This is a genomic window from Streptomyces sp. NBC_01198 (genome assembly GCF_036010485.1).
GTDB lineage: Bacteria > Actinomycetota > Actinomycetes > Streptomycetales > Streptomycetaceae > Actinacidiphila.
On sequence record NZ_CP108568.1, the window covers coordinates 7,498,717 to 7,515,479 of the forward strand.

11 protein-coding genes are annotated in these 16,763 nt (G+C 73.9%); 5 read left to right on the forward strand and 6 right to left on the reverse strand.

The genetic code is table 11. The features are described from left to right. The first annotated feature begins 95 nt into the window (after positions 1 to 95). The 5 genes from OG702_RS33535 (at position 96) to OG702_RS33555 (ending at position 8,823) form a co-directional block, all read left to right on the forward strand. Positions 96 to 1,868, forward strand: coding sequence for an FAD-dependent monooxygenase (locus OG702_RS33535; RefSeq protein ID WP_327292718.1), 1,773 nt, complete (start codon positions 96 to 98; stop codon positions 1,866 to 1,868). A 112-nt stretch (positions 1,869 to 1,980) separates the two neighbouring features. Then, positions 1,981 to 3,498: an FAD-dependent oxidoreductase gene (locus tag OG702_RS33540; RefSeq protein WP_327292719.1), complete on the forward strand. Its 1,518-nt coding sequence runs from the start codon at positions 1,981 to 1,983 to the stop codon at positions 3,496 to 3,498. A 103-nt stretch (positions 3,499 to 3,601) separates the two neighbouring features. Next, on the forward strand, positions 3,602 to 5,239 hold the full coding sequence (locus OG702_RS33545) for a prenyltransferase/squalene oxidase repeat-containing protein (RefSeq protein ID WP_327292720.1): 1,638 nt from the start codon (positions 3,602 to 3,604) through the stop codon (positions 5,237 to 5,239). A gap of 100 nt (positions 5,240 to 5,339) precedes the next feature. Continuing rightward, positions 5,340 to 7,454, forward strand: a complete 2,115-nt coding sequence (locus OG702_RS33550; protein ID WP_327292721.1) for an MMPL family transporter — start codon at positions 5,340 to 5,342, stop codon at positions 7,452 to 7,454. A gap of 232 nt (positions 7,455 to 7,686) precedes the next feature. Continuing rightward, positions 7,687 to 8,823 carry an AfsR/SARP family transcriptional regulator gene (locus OG702_RS33555; RefSeq protein ID WP_327292722.1) on the forward strand — a complete coding sequence of 379 codons (1,137 nt, stop codon included), beginning with the start codon at positions 7,687 to 7,689 and terminating at the stop codon, positions 8,821 to 8,823. Positions 8,824 to 8,898: 75 nt separating this feature from the next. On the opposite strand, the gene OG702_RS33560 is transcribed toward OG702_RS33555, so the two are convergent. The 6 genes from OG702_RS33560 to OG702_RS33585 all read right to left on the reverse strand — a co-directional run bounded on the left by OG702_RS33560 (position 8,899) and on the right by OG702_RS33585 (position 16,754). Then, on the reverse strand, positions 8,899 to 9,735 hold the full coding sequence (locus tag OG702_RS33560; protein ID WP_327292723.1) for a thioesterase II family protein: 837 nt from the start codon (positions 9,733 to 9,735) through the stop codon (positions 8,899 to 8,901). Positions 9,736 to 9,798: 63 nt separating this feature from the next. After that, entirely contained in the window at positions 9,799 to 11,907 is a 2,109-nt protein-coding gene (locus OG702_RS33565; RefSeq protein ID WP_327292724.1) for an ABC transporter ATP-binding protein, read from the reverse strand. Next, positions 11,907 to 12,806, reverse strand: a complete 900-nt coding sequence (locus tag OG702_RS33570) for an ABC transporter permease (RefSeq protein WP_327292725.1) — start codon at positions 12,804 to 12,806, stop codon at positions 11,907 to 11,909. The genes OG702_RS33565 and OG702_RS33570 overlap by 1 nt, the downstream gene beginning before the upstream one ends. Beyond that, a complete protein-coding gene (locus OG702_RS33575; RefSeq protein WP_327292726.1) occupies positions 12,803 to 14,065 on the reverse strand; it encodes an amidohydrolase family protein in 1,263 nt (420 codons plus the stop codon). Before OG702_RS33575 ends, OG702_RS33570 begins: the two co-directional genes overlap by 4 nt. Next, positions 14,062 to 15,096 carry an ABC transporter permease gene (locus OG702_RS33580; RefSeq protein ID WP_327292727.1) on the reverse strand — a complete coding sequence of 345 codons (1,035 nt, stop codon included), beginning with the start codon at positions 15,094 to 15,096 and terminating at the stop codon, positions 14,062 to 14,064. The genes OG702_RS33575 and OG702_RS33580 overlap by 4 nt, the downstream gene beginning before the upstream one ends. Beyond that, positions 15,093 to 16,754 (reverse strand): ABC transporter substrate-binding protein, encoded by a 1,662-nt coding sequence (locus OG702_RS33585; RefSeq protein WP_327292728.1) that lies wholly within the window; start codon positions 16,752 to 16,754, stop codon positions 15,093 to 15,095. The genes OG702_RS33580 and OG702_RS33585 overlap by 4 nt, the downstream gene beginning before the upstream one ends. Positions 16,755 to 16,763: the final 9 nt, after the last annotated feature.

Sequence of the window (16,763 nt, forward strand, 5' to 3'; positions counted from 1 at the left end):
CCCTGTGACGGCTGTTGCTTTCTCGAACTCTCCATGCCCCGGCGGAAGTTGGATGCTTCCTGCCGCCCGGGCACTATCTCCGGAAGGACGAAACCTTGGGCACCGTAGAGGTTCCGGTACTGATCGTGGGCGGCGGCGGCTCCGGCCTGTCCGCGTCCGTCATCCTGTCCGACCACGGCGTCGAGCACCTGCTCGTGGAGCGCCGCGCGGACACCTCGCGCCTGCCGAAGGCGCACTACATCAACCAGCGCACCATGGAGATCTTCCGCCAGCACGGCCTGGTGGACGACGTGACCGAACTGAGCGCCGACACCGAGCAGTTCGGCAAGGTCCGGTGGCAGACCACGCTCACCGGGCAGGGCCCGCTTGACGGGCGGGTCATCCACGAGATGGACGGCTTCGGCGGCGGCGCGCTCCGCGAGGCCTACGAGGCGGCCGGCCCGGTGCTCCCGGCCAAGCTCCCGCAGCTGCGCCTGGAGCCGGTGCTGCGCCGGCACGCCGAGCAGCGCAACCCGGGGCGGGTGCTGTTCGGCCACGAACTGGTCTCGCTGGCCGAGGACGAGGGCGGCGAGTCCGTCACCGCCGAGATCCGCTCCGTCGAGACCGGCGAGACCACCACGGTGACGGCCCGTTACGTGATCGCGGCGGACGGCGGCCGCACGGTCGGACCCGCCCTCGGCGTGCGGATGGAGGGCCTGCCCGCCCTCTTCGACGCCACCACGGCGTACTTCTCCGCCGATCTGTCGCCGTGGTGGACCGAGGGCTCGATCATCACCTGGTTCCTCAACCCGCAGCGCGCCGACCTGTCAAGCGCCCTCATCGAGATGGGACCGACCTGGGGCAAGCACTGCGAGGAGTGGGGCCTGCACCTGCCGCTGTTCGGCATCGACCGCACCGACGAGCAGGCGGTCACCGCCCGCATCCGCGAGGTGCTCGGTCTGCCCGAACTGGAGCTGACGCTGCACGAGGTGACCAGCTGGACGGTGGAGGCGGTGATCGCCGAGCGCTACCGGCACGGCCGGGTGTTCCTGGTCGGCGACGCCGCCCACCGCCAGCCGCCCGCCGTCGGCCTCGGCCTGAACACCGGCATCCAGGACGTCCACAACCTCGCCTGGAAGCTCGCCGCCGTGCTCTCCGGCAAGGCCGGCGACAGCCTGCTGGACGCCTACGAGGCCGAGCGCCGGCCCGTCGGCCAGTACAACCTGGGCTGGGCGATGTCCGCCGCGGCGCACCACCAGGTCGTCATCGACGCCGCCATCGGCCTCGGCCCGCACGTGCCGCCCGAGCGCCGCCCGCAGATGTTCTTCGGCTACTTCGCGCCGACCCCGATGGGTGTCGCCCAGCGCGCCCGGGCGGCGGAGATCTTCGCCACCCACCGCGGCGAGTGCCAGGCGATCGGCGTGGAGACCGGATTCGCCTACGAGCAGGGCGCGGTCGTCCCCGACGGCAGCCGCCCGCCGGCCCGCTCCCCACTGGGCGACGTGTACCGGCCCACCACCCGCCCGGGACACCTGCTGCCGCACGCGTGGATCGAGCAGGACGGCCGGCGCGTGTCCACCCACGACCTGGTCGGCTCCGGCACCGGCTTCGTCCTGATCACCGGGGCGGAGGGGGACGCATGGGCCGAGGCAGCCGCGCAGGCGGCGGAGAAGCTCTCCGTGCCGGTCACCGCGGTCCGGATCGGCGAGGGAGCCGAGTACGCCGACGCGGACGGCGCCTGGCAGCACCTGTGCGAGACCGGCGGGGCCGGCGCCGTGCTGGTCCGGCCCGACCAGCACGTGGCCTGGCGCGCCGGCGGCGCCGAGACGGACCCGGCGGGCGCCCTGACCGACGCGCTCTCGCTCGTCCTCGGCCACCGGGTCCCGTGACCGCCGGCACCGCTCCGCGCGTCGAGGCGGCCGCGCCGGCCGCCGCACCCGACAAGACACCCGCCCCGGTGCATTCGCCTGTGAACGCCCTGACGAACACGGAAGTAACAGCATGATCAACAGAAGGTCCTTCCTCGCCGGCGCCGGTGGTGTCGCAGTGGCGACGACCGCACTGGCCGGCGCCACCCAGGCCAAGGCCAACGCATCCCGAACCCAGTGGGGCAGGCTCGCCGACCGGCTCCAGGGACGCCTGGTGCTCCCGTCCGACGCGGGCTACCAGACGGCCAAGCAGCTCTACCAGGTGCAGTTCGACGCCACCAGCCCGAAGGCGGTCGCCTACTGCGCCTCCACCGCGGACGTCGCCACCTGTATCCGCTTCGCCGAGTCCCACGGCATCCCGGTCGCCGCGCGCAGCGGCGGCCACAGCGCGGGCGGCTACTCCACCACCAAGGGCCTGATCGTCGACGTCTCCGGACTCAACTCCGTGGTGCTCGGCAACGGTTCGACCCGGATCGGGCCCGGCGCCCAGCTCGTCGACATCATGGACACCCTCGCGCCGGCCGGCCTCGGCATCTCCGGCGGCTACTGCCCCACCGTCGCGGCCGGCGGGTTCCTGCAGGGCGGCGGCATGGGCCTGTTCACCCGCAGCGTCGGCATCGCCTCCGACAAGGTGACCTCGGCGCAGGTGGTGCTCGCCGACGGGCGGACCGTCACCGCCTCGCCGACCAGCCACAAGGACCTGTTCTGGGCCCTGCGCGGCGGAGGCGGCGGCAACTTCGGCATCGTGACCTCCTACGACGTCACCCCCTCGCCGCTGACCGACGTGGCCGCGATCAACCTCGTCTGGACCTTCGACCAGTGCCTGGACATGCTCGACGGCTGGGCCCGGTGGCTGCCCGACGCGCCGTGGACCATCGGCAGCGGCGTCAACGTCACGCTCACCGACGCCGGGCCCGGCACCGTGCCGACCGCCTCGGTCTTCCTCGCCTCGGTCGACACCGGCCCCGGCTTCGACACCGAGATCGCCCGGCTGACCTCGCTGGTCGGCCGTCCCCCGGTCTTCCAGCAGAAGTTCACCGCCCCCTACCGGTCGGTGCTGATGCAGCTGTACCAGTGCTCAGAGCTGTCGGTGCAGCAGTGCCACCGCGTCGACACCTCCCCCTCCGGGCAGATCCAGCGCCCGGCGTTCGGCGCCTGGCGCAGCCGCCTGTTCGAGCAGTCGATGCCGCGCGACGGGTGGGCCAAGGCCCTGGAGGCCTTCGACGCGCACCGCTACCCGGGGCAGATGCGCCAGCTGCAGATCTCCTCCCTCGGCGGCCAGGCCAACACCCCGGCCCGCGACGCCACCGCCTACGTCCACCGCGACAGCCTCTTCTCGGTCAGCTACCTCACCTCCGACCCCGTCGCGCCGATCTCCGCGGAGGCCGAGGCCGCCGCCTACGAGTACGTCGACGGCGGCTTCGCGGTGATCGACCCGTACTCCAACGGCGAGACCTACCAGAACTTCATCGACCCGCGCCTGCCGGACTGGCGGCGCTCCTACTACGCCGAGAACTACGCACGGCTGGCCCAGGTCAAGGAGAAGTACGACCCGTACCGGTTCTTCCGGTTCGCGCAGAGCGTCCGCTGACCGGCGCCCGGCCCCGCACGGGGTTCCCCCGGCGGGGCCGGGCCCTTCCTCGCACCATCAGGCCATTCCGGCCGGTTCGGTCCGGCCCAGACAGGAGCACTCCATGAAGATTGCGACCCCTGCGGGCCCGGCCCCGCTGCAGTTGCCCGACGAGATCTCCCCGGACCTGGTGCGCTTTGCCACGTCCCGGCTGATCGCGTACATCAGCGGCAGAGCCGATCCGGACGGCGCGCTGCGCGGGCACTGCGAGAGCAGAGTGCTGGAGTCCGCGCTCGCGCTGTCGCTGATGGCCCGCACCGGCGTGCAGTCGCCGGCCAGGGACCGGCTGCTCGCCTATCTGCGCGGCCACCAGGAGTCCCCGGACAAGCTCGACCGGGTGCTCGCCTCCCTCGCCATCGGGCGGGCCGTGGGCCGGGAGCCCGGCGCCGACAGCGTGCTGGTCGACACCCTGGCGGCGGGCGTGCTGGCCGCCGCGCCGGGCTTCATCTCGGTCCGCCGCAGGCTGATGGTCTACGCGGTCCTCTCGGTGCTCGGCTGCCCGCTGCCGGCCGACGCGGAACTCCCGGGCGGCGGGCAGGCCCCCACGGACCCGCTGCACTCGTGGGCCGCCGTGCAGCAGGCGTCCATCACCCTGATCCTGGCCGGCGCCATGGGCGTACGGAACCGCGCCACCGAGGCAGCCCTGGGCGTCCTGCTGGCCACCGACCCCGCCACCACGGTGTGGGAGGGCTACGCGCTGATGCACCTGCTGGCGCTGCACGCCCTCGCCGGGCTGCCCGGCCAGCAGGAGACCGCGCGGCGCGGCCTCGACACGCTGCTGCGCCACCAGCGCCCCGACGGCGGATTCCCGTTCGTGCTGGAGATGCACAACTGGTGCACGTCCACCGGCGGTCTGGCACTGCACGCGGCAGGCGCAGACCCGGTGCTGCTGCGCCGCATGGCGGCGATGCTCGCCGCCCACCAGGGCGGTGCCCCGCTGCGGTCGCTCTCCCGCGGCGCGCCGCTGACCGGCGGCTGGTCGATGTCGACGATCGTCGCGCAGAACGACGTCGACGACACCGCCTGCGCCCTGGAGTTCCTGCAGGCGGTCGACCCGGTCACGCATGCCGGGGCCGTGCGGCGCGGCATCGACGCGCTGCTGGCCGTACAGGGCGCGGACGGCGGCTTCCCGACCTATGTGGCGGGCGCCTCCTCCGAGCCGTGCATGACCGCCGCCGCGATCTGCGCGCTGGCCCCGCACCGTGCCACCGCACCGGCACGCGACAGGGCGATGGCCTTCCTCGCCGACAACCAGTTCGCCGACGGGAACTTCGAGCCGGGCTGGAGCCGCAGCCGCCTGCACAGCCTGTTCCGGGTACGCCTCGCGGCCTGCACGGCGGGCCCTGACAACCCGCGCGCCGCCCTGATGGCCGAGCGGATCGAGCAGACCGTGCGCGAGACGCAGAACGCCGACGGCGGCTGGGGCATGCAGCCCGGCGACCCCAGCGACGACATCAGCACCGCCTACGGCCTGATCGCGCTCTGCTACGCCGACGACCCGCGGCCCCTCGGCCACGCGCTGACCTGGCTGCTCGCCCAGCAGAAGGCCGACGGCAGCTACGGCGGCGTGCCCGACATGGTCGGCCCCCGCCCCTTCGCCTACCACTTCCCGCTGCTCACCGACATCCCGGTGCTGCTCGGCCTCGGGCACGTCCGCGCCCGGCTCGCCGACCCGCAGAGCGTGCTCCACGGCGTGGGGTGACGGTCATCCCGAGCCCGTCCGCGGCGCCTGACATGCGGTCAGGTCCCCCGGACGCCCCTGAGAAAACCCTTTCGCCCCCACAGAACACGGAGTCACCCGCATGATGCGAAAACTGGCAGCCCTGCCCAGCGGAAAAGTGGGCAAGTGGGTCGTCCTCGCGCTCTGGGCGGTCCTGCTGGTGCCGGCGGTGATGCTGGCCGGGAAGCTCTCCGGCGCGGAGCAGAACGACAACTCGGCTTGGCTGCCGGGGAATTCGGAGTCCACCGCGGTCGTCGAGCGCGCCGAGAAGCTGATGCCCGCCGACACCGTGCCCGCCATCGTCATCTACGACCGGGCCGCCGGGGTCACCCCCGCCGACCTGGCCAAGGCGCAGGCGGACGCCAAGGCGTTCCAGGGCATCGACAACGTCGTCGGCCCGCAGCAGGACCCGGTCGCGTCCCAGGACGGCAAGGCCATCCAGACCATCGTGCAGGTCCACAAGGACAAGTCCGGATGGGAGGGGCTCGGCAAGGTCGTCGACAAGATGACCGACGTCGGCAAGAAGGGAGCCGACGGCCTCGGCTTCCACGTCGCGGGACCGGCCGGCTACGGCGCCGACTCGATCAAGGCGTTCGGCGGCGGCGGCGCGCTGACCACGATCACCGCAGTGGTCGTGGTGGTGATCCTGCTGCTCACCTACCGCAGCCCGCTGCTGCCGCTGCTGCCCCTGATCACCGTCGGCGTGGCCCTGATGGGCGCCGAGGCGCTGATCTACCTGCTGGCCCAGCACGCGGGGCTGGTCATCAACAAGCAGACCAGCTTCATCCTGACCGTGCTGATCTTCGGCGCCGCCACCGACTACGCGCTGCTGCTGATCTCCCGCTACCGGGAGGAACTGCTGCGCCACGAGGACCGGCACGAGGCGATGGCGGAGGCGCTGTACCGCTCGGGCCCGGCCATCGTGGCCAGCGCCGCGACCGTCGCGGTCAGCCTGATGCTGCTGATGCTCGCCGTCCTGAACTCCACCAAGGGCATGGGCCCGGCCTGCGCCATCGGCGTCCTGGTCGGCCTGCTCACCATGGTCACCCTGATGCCGGCCCTGCTCGTGGTCTGCGGCCGGTGGATCTTCTGGCCGGTCAAGCCCGCTTACGGAGCCCCGGCCGCGCAGCGCAAGGAGAGCGTCTGGAGCCGGGTCGGCAGCACCATCTCCCGCCGCCCGCGCGTGGTGTGGGCGGGCACCGTCCTGGTGCTCGCCGCACTGGCGATCGGCACGCTCGGGCTCGACGCCTCGGGCCTGGCGAACAAGGACCAGTTCACCGACAAGCCGCAGATGGCGGTCGGCGAGGAACTGCGCGCCGAGCACTTCCCCGCCGGCGCCGGCGACCCCATGTACGTCGCGGCCAAGGCCGCCACGGCATCCCAGGTCAAGGCGGCGCTGGACGGGATGTCCGGGGTCGCCCACGTCGCGGACCCCGTGGTCAAGGGCGGCGAGGCGGTGCTGCTCGCGCAGTTGACCGACGAGCCGAGCAGCGAGGCGGCGATGCGGACCGTCGACCGGGCGCGGACCGCGGTCCACCGGATCGAGGGCGCGGACGCGCAGGTCGGCGGCAGCACCGCGATCATGGTGGACACCGAGGACGCCGCGGCCCGCGACAACAAGGTGATCATCCCGCTCGTCCTGGTCGTGGTGCTGCTCATCCTGGCGGCGCTGCTGCGCGCGGTGGTCGCACCGCTGCTGCTGATGGCGACGGTACTGCTGTCGTTCGGCGCGGCCCTCGGGGTGAGCAGCCTGATGTTCGAGCACGTCTTCGGCTTCGCCGGGGCCGACGCGTCGTTCCCGCTGCTCGCCTTCGTGTTCCTGGTCGCGCTGGGCATCGACTACAACATCTTCCTGGTCACCCGGATCCGCGAAGGCGTGCTGGTGGAGGGCACCAGGCGCGCGGCGCTGACCGGGCTGACCTCCACCGGCGGAGTGATCACCTCGGCGGGCGTCGTGCTGGCCGGCACCTTCGGCGCGATGGCCTCGCTGCCGCTGGTCTTCGCGGCGGAGCTGGGCTTCACGGTGGCCTTCGGGGTGCTGCTCGACACGATCGTGGTCCGCTCGGTGCTGGTCACCGCGCTCACCCTGGACGTGGGCCGCTGGATGTGGTGGCCGAGCAAGCTCTTCCGGCGTCAGGACGACACCCTGCCGTCGGTGGACGACCTCGAATCCGTGCCCACGCTCACCGGCCGGTGAGCAGCCCCCGCCACGGGTTCCCGGCGCTGCCGCGCACGGCGGTGCCGGGCCCGTGAGCGGGGCGCGCGGGGCGCGCGGGGCTCGCGGCGCAGGGGCCGGGAGCGGGCCGTTCGGTCCGATCAGCCGGCAACCGGGACGAAAGGGGGTGCACTTCGGAACCGGCCTCGTGGCAGAGGCGATCGCAGGCGCAGTCCGGGGCATGTCCGGACACAGATTTTCGGGGGCAGATTCCATGCGTGCGAAGACGTTGGACAGAGAGATCCGCCGCGGCACCTTGACCGCCGTCCCGGTGGCCGTCGACGGGAGCGGACCGCGGCCCGTTGCCGAGCAGCGGCCGGCCGGGATCGAGGGGGCCGCGGGCCGCGAGCAGCGCATCGCCGAACTCGAGGCCGAGGTGTCGGAGTTGAGACGCGCGAACGAGGCGCTCAAGCAGTACGTCAGCAAGGCCCTCCTCACCCCGCGGCACCGTGAGGAGCAGGTCACCGGGGCCGCCGGACACCCCGAGGACACCGCCGACCCGTTGCGCCGTCCCGCACCGGGTGCCGGGCACGGACCCGCCCGCGGGCCGCAACCGGCCGCCGCCAGGGTCGAGTTCCGGGTCCTCGGCCCGATCGAGGCGATCGCGGACGGCCGCCGGGTGGACCTGGGGGCACCCAAGCAGCGTGCGGCGCTGGCCCTGCTGGTGAGCCAGGTGGGCCAGCCGGTATCGGTCGACATGCTGGTCGAGGCGCTGTGGGACGGCCGGCCACCGCAGTCGGCGATCCCCTCGCTGCACGCCTACATCGCCAACCTGCGGCGGGTGCTCGAACCGCACCGGGCGCCGCGCAGCCCGGCGGCGGTGCTGTGCACCCGCGGGCGCAGCTATCTGCTGGACGGCGAGGCCGTCGAGGTCGACGCCCACCGTTTCGCGGAGAGCGCCACCGCCGGATGGCGTGCGCTGGACCGGGGGGACCCGCAGCGGGCGCTGCACGCGTTCGAGGCGGGCCTCGCGCTGTGGCGCGGCGAGGCGTACGCGGAGGTGGCCGGCGCCCGGCACGTCACACCGGCGGCGGTACGCCTGGAGGAGCTGCGCCTGTCGATGATCGAGGGCCGCTGCGCGACCCTGATCGCGGTGGGCGACCACGAGCTGGCGGTGCCCGAACTGGCCGCCTTCACCCAGGCGCACCCGCTGCGCGAGTACGGCTGCGAACTGCTGAGCCTCGCGCTGTACCGGGCGGGCCGGCAGGCCAACGCGCTGTCCGTGCTGCGGGCCCACCAGAACCGGATGGTGGAGGACCTGGGCATCTCGCCCAGCCCCGCGCTGCAGCACCTGGAGATGGAGATCCTGCGCCAGGCACCGGAGCTCAGGGCCCCCGGCAGGGTCCAGTAGATCCCGGCGTGCCGCGCTCCCGCACGGTGGCGCCGGGAATCCGCCGCCGCCGTGCGGGAGGGCACGGCTCCCGGGTCAGGGCGCGCGCGTACCGGCGGCGGCCGCGGTCGTCCGCTCGGTGAGCAGGGAGAGCACCTCCCGCTGGTTGTCCACCAGGTAGAAGTGGCCGCCAGGCAGCACCCGGAACTCGAAGCCCCCGGTGGTGTGCGCGGCCCAGGCGCGGGCCGCGGTGACCGTCGCCCAGGGGTCGTCGTCCCCGGTCAGGGCCAGGATCGGTGCGGCGACCGCGGTGCCCGCGGGGAGCAGATGGGTCTCGGCCGCGTGCAGGTCGGCCCGGATCACCGGCAGGATCATCTGCCGGATCTCCGGGTCGGCCAGCAGCCGCGGGTCGGTGCCGCTGAGATCGCCCAGGTGGGCGGTCAGGCCCGGGTCGTCGAGGCCGAGCACGACCGGGCCGATGGTGGCCGGCAGCGACGGGGCCCGGCGGCCGGAGACGGCGAGCAACGACGGCCCCCCGCCCCGTGCTTCGAGCAGCCTGGCCACCTCGAAGGCGAGCGCCGCGCCCATGCTGTGGCCGAAGAACGCGTACGGGCGGCCGTCGTCCAGGGCGGCGGACAGCACGGGCGCGGCCAGCGCGGCCAGCCGCGCCAGGTCCCGTACCAGCGGTTCGGCCCGCCGGTCCTGGCGCCCGGGGTACTGGACGGCGAGCACCTCGACGTCGTCGAGCGCCACCGCCCACGGGAAGAACGCGGACGCCGCACCCCCGGCGTGCGGAAAGCACACCAGGCGTACGGCGGCGTCCGGGCGCGGGCGGTGCACCCGCACCCAGTCGGTGATGTCGGTGCCGGTGCCGGCCGCGGCATCGGCGGCGGCCGCGGAACGGGCGGTCGGGGCGGACGGGTTGAGAGCCATGGTGGGGTCCTCGTCGGTCTCCGGACGGACGTGCGGGCCTTCGGACGGCCGGGGGCGCCGGCATCAGCGCAGCGGTGCCCCCTTGCGGGCGGTCCGTGCGGTAGGAGGGGGTGGGGAGGTCGGGCCGGCCGCCGTCGCGTCCTGCACGGAGCACGCCGACCTGGCCGCCTTGGCCGTCGATACGGTCCGGACCTCCTCGTCCGGTACGGCCGCGGGATCGTCCACCCTCGGGAGGGCGGCGAGCAGTTCTTGAGTGTAGGGGTGGGCGGGAGCGCGGAAGACCTCCTCCACTGGCCCGCTCTCCACCACCTTCCCCTGACGCATCACCAGTACCCGGTCGCTGGTGTGGTGGATGACGCCGAGGTCGTGCGAGATGAACAGCAGTGCCATGCCGAGCCGGTCCTGCAGATCGGCGAGCAGGTCGAGGATCTGCGCCTGGACCGAGGCGTCCAGCGCGGACACCGGCTCGTCGCAGACGACGAGGTCGGGTTCCGGCGCGATGGCCCGGGCGATGGCCACCCGCTGGCGCTGGCCGCCGGACAGCTGGCGCGGGCGGCGGCCGGCCACCGACGGGTCCAGGCCCACCAGCCTGAGCAGTTCGGCGATCCGGGCGCGCTCCCGGCGTACCGTACGCCGCCCGGGAACCCCCAGCGCCTCGCTGATCACCCGCTCCACCGTGAAGCGGGGGTCGAACGAGCCGAGCGGATCCTGGTGGATGAGCTGGACCCGGCTGCGCACCGCCCGCCGCTCGGACTCCGGCCGCCCCGACCAGGGCCGGCCGAGCACCCGCACCGATCCCGCGTCGGGCTCCAGCAGGCCGAGGACGACGGCGGCGGTGGTGCTCTTGCCCGAGCCGGACTCGCCCAGCACGCCCAGGGTCTCCCCGGCGTCCAGCGTGAACGACACGCCGTCGACGGCCAGCCGGTGGACGCCGTCGGGGCCGGCGAAACCCTTGTTGATGCCGTCCACTTCGAGGACGGCCCCCTCGCCCGCCCGTGCACGGCGCGTCTGATCGCGGGAGGCGGCCGGCACCGCGGGCCACGGCACGTCCAGCCGCCAGCAGCGCGCCCGGTGTCCGGCTCCGGCAGGGCGGCCGTCCTCGACCCCGTCCGCGCCGGCCGGCTCACCCGCGCTGCCCGCTCTGAGCGCGGGAGGTTCCTCCGCACGGCAGCGGTCCACGGCCAGCGGGCAGCGGTCGGCGAAGGAGCAGCCGGTGCCGTCCCGGTGGCCGGCCGCCGCGGCCTGGCCAGTGGGCCACGGCGACAGCCGGGTGCCCTTGGCGTGCGCGGCCGGCACGGCCGCCAGCAGCTGCCGGGTGTAGGGGTGGGACGGCGAGCGCAGCACCTCTTCCGCGGTGCCGGTCTCGACGAACACCCCGCGGTACATCACCGCGATACGGTCGGCGAGCCGCGCCACCACCGCCAGGTCGTGGCTGATCAGCAGCACCGCGGTGCCCTCGGCCTTCTTCGCCGCGAGCAGGTCGAGGATCTGCGCCTGCACCGCGACGTCCAGCGCCGTCGTGGGCTCGTCGGCGATCAGCACCTCGGGGTCGGCCGCCATGGCGGAGGCGATCAGCGCGCGCTGCCGCAGCCCGCCGGACAGCTCGTGCGGATACTGCCTGGCCCGCAGTTCGGGCTCTGGCACCCGCGACTGCGCTAGCAGGTCCACCACCCGGCCGCGTACCTCCGCCCTGGGCACGGTGCGGTGCACCCGCAGCGCCTCCGCGATCTCCGCGGCGACGGTGCGGACCGGGTCGAGGGAGGACAGCGCGTCCTGCAGCATCAGCCCGATCCGGCGGCCGCGGATCTCCCGCCACTGGCGGTCGTTCAGCCCGCGCAGGTCGCGGCCGCCCGCCTCCAGCCGCTCCGCGTGCACGGTGGCGCCCGCGCCGGCCAGGCCGACCAGCGCCCGCGCGGTCACGCTCTTGCCGGAGCCGGACTCACCGACCACCGCCAGGCACTCCCCGGGCGCGATGGCCAGGTCCACCCCGCGGACGGCGTCCACGACCCTGCCGCCGGCGCCGCGGAACGTCACGCGCAGGTCCTCCACGGCCACCAGCGGCCGGGCCGGATCCACCCCGGCCGCCGGCGCCGCGGACGGTGCGGACGCCCCGGTCCCGTAGCCGGCCGGGGACGCGCCCGGCTCGCGCGGGCCGCCCGGGTCCTTCGCCATCACGCCTCCCGGCCTTCGAAGCGCCGCCGAAGGTCGCGGCCGAGGACGTTCACGGCGACCACCGTCACGGTGATCGCCACCCCGGGGAAGACGGCCATCGCCCATGCGGTGGCCAGGAAGTCCCGCCCGTCCGACAGCATCTCGCCCCACTCGGCGGTGGGCGCCTTCGGCCCGAGGCCGAGGAAGCTCAGCGACGACCCGGCGATCACCGCCGTGCCGATATTGATCGTCGCCAGCACCAGCAGCGGCGGCAGGGTGTTCGGCAGCAGGTGCCGCACGCCGTTGCTCAGCCGCCCGCGCCCGTAGGCCACCGCGCCGCGTACGTAGTCCGCGTTCTTGACCACCAGGGCCTGGCCGCGGGCGAGCCGTACGAAACCGGGCGTGAGCGAGCAGCCGATCGCGAGCGTGGCGTCGCCGGTGCCGGGGCCGAGCACGGCCGCGACGACCAGGGCGAGGAGCAGCCCGGGGAAGGCCAGGAAGACGTCGGTGAGCCGCATGATCGCCTCGTCCAGCACCCGGCCGCCGGTCGCGGCGAGGATGCCGAGGACCGAACCGGCCGCGACGGCCAGCGCGGTGGCGCCGACGCCGATGAAGAGGGAGGGCCGGGCGCCGTAGATGATCCGGGCCAGCACGTCCCGGCCCAGCTGGTCGGTGCCCAGCAGATGCCCGCCGCCGGGTGCGGCCAGGGCCGTGACCGGATCGGCGGCGTTGGGGTCGGTGGAGGTCAGCAGGCCGGGAAAGAGGGCAGCGACCAGCACCAGGGCCGTCACCAGGCCGGCGACCAGCACGCTCCAGGCCGGCAGGCGTACCGCCCGCGCCCGGGAAAGCGCCGAGCCGGGGCCGAGCGCGCCCCGCCCACCGCCGGCGGTGCCCCCGCCGACCGCGTCCAGTGCGCTCATCGGACGGCCCCCTCCGAGACCCTGCCCGCGGCCGCGGCGGCGAGCACCGCCCGCTCGGCCGCGGCGGGCGGCACGTGGGTGCGGCCGCCGGCCAGCACCAGCAACGGGTCGCGCAGCGCCCGCAGGTCCTGCCGCAGGTCGCCCGGCACCACCAGCAGGTCCGCGGCCAGGCCCGGCGCGATCCGGCCGGTGCGGTCGGAGAGGCCCAGCGCCGCGGCCGCCTCGGAGGTGGCCATCGTCAGCACCGCCTCCACCGGCAGCCCGGCCCGCTCGTACCACAGCAGGCCCTCCGCGTAGCCCTCGAAGGTCGCCAGGTGGACGCCGGCGTCGGTGCCTGCCACCAGCCGCACCCCGGCCTCGTACTCCCGCCGCACCAGGTCCAGGTAGGGCTTGACGACGTCGGCGCCGCGGTCCCGTACGACCGTGTCCAGCGTGCTGCTGAACGTCGGGCAGACGAAGACCCCGTCGGCCGCCATCCGGTCGATCAGCTCGTGGTCGAAGGCCGGCCGGCGCGGCACCGCCGAGGCGAAGGTGCAGTGCTCCAGCGTGTCGGCCCCGGCCACCAGCGCGGCCTCGATGCCGTCGGTGCCGTGCACGTGGGCGGCCACCGGGCGGCCGAAGCGCGCCGACTCCTCGACCGCGGCGGCGAGTTCGGCGGCGGTGAACTGCACCTGGTGCGGGCGCGGCCCGCTGGTTGTCATGGTGCCGCCGGTCACCATGAGCTTGGTCAGATCGGCGCCATCGCGCAGGTTGCGGCGCACCGCGGCACGTACCGCGTCCTCGCCGTCCGCCTCGCCGCCGAGGAACCAGCAGTGGCCGCCGGTGACGGTCACCGGGGTGCCCGCGGTCAGCAGCCGCGGCCCGGGGATGTCGCCCGCGGTGATCGCGTCCCGCACCTTGCGCACCAGGCCGTTGCGGTCGCCCAGGTCGCGGGCGGTGGTCACCCCGGCGTCCAGCAGTCGCGCGGCGCGGCCGGCCATCGCCGGCAGCAGGGCGGCGTCGTCCGCCGCCAGGAACGGCGTCAGCGGGTCCTCGCTCGCGTCGAAGACCAGGTGCACGTGGCAGTCGATCAGACCCGGCAGGATCGTGGCCGCCCCCAGCTCCACCACGGGGGTGCCGTCCGGGGCGTCCCCGATCACCGCGGCCCTGGGGCCGACGTCGGCGATCGTGTCGCCGTCGACCAGCACCGCGCCGTCCGGCACAGCCTCCTGGCCGCCGCCGGGCAGCACCAGTTCTGCCGCCAGCACTCGTCGCGTCATGCCTGCGCCTCCTTCAGGCGTGGGTCGACCACGCGGTAGAGCACGTCGGTGAGGATGTTGACCGCGCTGAAGGCGATCGCGGAGACCACCACCACGCCGCTGATCACCGGCAGGTCCCGGCTGTTGACCGCCGAGACCAGCACCCGGCCGAGCCCGGGCCTGCTGAAGATCGTCTCGATGATGACCGCGCCGCTCAGCAGCGCGCCGACCGACCAGCCGGACAGGGTGACCATCGGCACCAGCGCGTGCCGCAGCGCGTGCCGCAGCCGTACGGTGGTCTCGCTCGCGCCGCGGGCCCGGGAGCTGAGCACGAACGGCTCGCTCAGCGCCCGTTCCATGCCCTCCCGCATCACCTGGGCGAACACGCCGAGCAGCGTCAGCGCCAGCGTCACCGCGGGCAGCACCAGCCCGTCGATCCCGCTGCCGCCGACCGCGGGGAACAGCTGCCAGCGGAACGAGAAGAAGGTCAGCAGCAGCACCCCGATCCAGAATCCGGGCAGCGAGGCGAGCACGAGCTCCACGGTGGAGGCCAGGTCGCGCAGCAGCGGCCGGCGGCCCGCGGTGGTCACGGCGAGCACCGTCGCCACCGCCAGCGCCAGCAGGAAGCCGGCCACCGCCAGTTCGACCGTCGAGCCGAGCTGGCCGAAGATCAGGCTCTTGACGGACTGGTGCAGCTGGTAGGACTGGCCGAGGTCGCCGCGCAGCAGCCGCCCCATGAACAGCCCGTACCGCACGTACACCGGGTGGTCGAAGCCGGTCTCGTGCCGGACCTCGGCGACCAGCGCCGGGGTCTGGCCGGTGGGCCCGAGCATCGTCTGCACCGGGTCACCCGGCAGCAGGTACAGCGCGACGAACGCCGCCGTCGCCGAGCCGAGCACCACCACCACCGACAGCACCAGGCGGCGCAGCAGCCACCGCCACAGCGGGCTCGGCCGGGGTGCCCGGCGGGTCCGGCCGGCCGGCCCGGCGGCCGGTGCCGGCGGGCCCGCCGCCGGATCGTCCACCGGGTGTGCCGTGCCCGGCTGGCTCACTTGCCCAGCCAGACGTCGTAGAACAGCGGGTAGGCGGTCGGGTCGAAGGTGACGCCGTGCACCTTCTTCGACGCCCCGAGCAGGTAGGAGGAGGCGTAGGTGGGCAGTGCCAGCGCGTGCTCGTTGATGTACTGCTGCGCCTGGCCGACCGCGGTCGCGGCGTCCGCGGGGTCGGCGGTGCTGATCTCGGTGCCGAACCAGCCGTCCAGCTTGCTGTCCGACAGCTGGAACATGTTGCCGCCGCCCTTGGCCACGGTCTGGTCGGTGCCGAAGTAGAAGTGCAGGATGTCCGGGTCCGCCCGGACGAAGCTCATCGCGAAGATCTCCAGGTTCTTGCCGCTGTTGAGGTCGGCGCCGAGCTTGCCCGGGTCCTCGCTGGCGAACTGCACGTCGATACCGGCCTTCTTCGCCTCGGCCTGGATGCCCTGGCCGAACACCACCCGGTCGTCGCGCTGCTGGATCGCGGAGTACGGCCACCGCAGCGTGAGCCGCTGCCCGTTCCTGGTGCGGTAGCCCTGGGCGTCCCGGCCGGTCCAGCCGGCCTGGTCGAGCAGCGTGCCGGCGAGCTTGGGGTCGTACGGCCAGCTGTTCGCGGTGGTCTTGGCGTAGTCGGGGGTGGCCGGCGACAGTACGCTCCAGGCCCGCTTGTACTGGCCGGCGTAGACGGAGTCCACCAGCTTGTCGAGGTTGACCGAGCGCTGGAAGGCCTTGCGGACCCGCTCGTCGGTCAGCGGGCCGTACTTGGTGTTGAGCAGCAGCGTGTAGACCGCGCCGGGCTCGGGGGCCGTCAGCAGCTGGTCGACCTTGCGCACCAGGGCGACGTTGTGCGGCGGGACCTCGCTGATCACGTCGGCCTGGCCGGAGGTCAGGGCGCCCAGCCGCACCGAGCTCTCGGCGACGAAGCTGAAGGTGAGGCTGTCGAGCCGGGCAACACCGGTGTGGGCGGCCGTCGACGGGCCCCAGGCGTATTTGGGGTTGCGCGACAGCTTCACGCTGCTGCCCTTGCTCCAGCCGGCGAAGACGAACGGACCGGTGCCGACCGGCTTCTGGCACAGGTTCTTGAAGTCGTCGCGGATCGACTTCGGTGACTGGATGCCCAGGTAGGGGGTCGACAGGGCCTGCAGGAACGGCCGGGAGGGGCGGGAGAGGCGGACCGCGACCGTCGTCGGGTTGACCACCGTCGCACCGGAGTAGGCGGAGATCAGGCTCGCCGCGTAGTAGGAGCGGGCCTTCGGGTCGACGGCGTGGTCCAGCGTGGCCTTGACCGCGGCCGCGTCCAGCCAGGTCCCGTCGTGGAAGACGACCCCCGTCCGGAGCGTGAAGGTGTACGTGAGCCGGTCCGGCGAGATCGTCCAGGACTTCGCCAGCCACGGCTTGAAGCCGCCGTTCGCGGTCTGCTCCACCAGCGAGTCGAAGATGTTCCGGTCGATCAGCGCGTCCACGTCCCGGGCGCCGACCTCGGGGTCGAGGCACTCCGGTTCCACCGACGTGGCGAACCTCAGGTCGCCGCCCGCGGTCGGAGTGCCGCCGCCGGCGCTCCCGCTGCTGGTGGAGCCGCCGGACGTGCAGGCCGCCGCGGTCAGACACACCATTCCCGCCGCCACCGTCTTGAGTATCAGCCCTGTCTGCTTCGAGCCCCCGCCTCGACTGCCTAGCAAGCCTGTCTC

What these genes read in the sequence shown, in the direction of transcription:
- OG702_RS33540 (WP_327292719.1), top strand. Translation starts at nt 1,981, where the DNA reads ATGATCAACAGAAGGTCCTTCCTCGCCGGCGCCGGTGGTGTCGCAGTG.
- OG702_RS33545 (WP_327292720.1), top strand. Translation starts at nt 3,602, where the DNA reads ATGAAGATTGCGACCCCTGCGGGCCCGGCCCCGCTGCAGTTGCCCGAC.
- OG702_RS33550 (WP_327292721.1), top strand. Translation starts at nt 5,340, where the DNA reads ATGATGCGAAAACTGGCAGCCCTGCCCAGCGGAAAAGTGGGCAAGTGG.
- OG702_RS33555 (WP_327292722.1), top strand. Translation starts at nt 7,687, where the DNA reads ATGCGTGCGAAGACGTTGGACAGAGAGATCCGCCGCGGCACCTTGACC.
- OG702_RS33560 (WP_327292723.1), bottom strand. Translation starts at nt 9,735, where the DNA reads ATGGCTCTCAACCCGTCCGCCCCGACCGCCCGTTCCGCGGCCGCCGCC.
- OG702_RS33565 (WP_327292724.1), bottom strand. Translation starts at nt 11,907, where the DNA reads ATGGCGAAGGACCCGGGCGGCCCGCGCGAGCCGGGCGCGTCCCCGGCC.
- OG702_RS33570 (WP_327292725.1), bottom strand. Translation starts at nt 12,806, where the DNA reads ATGAGCGCACTGGACGCGGTCGGCGGGGGCACCGCCGGCGGTGGGCGG.
- OG702_RS33575 (WP_327292726.1), bottom strand. Translation starts at nt 14,065, where the DNA reads ATGACGCGACGAGTGCTGGCGGCAGAACTGGTGCTGCCCGGCGGCGGC.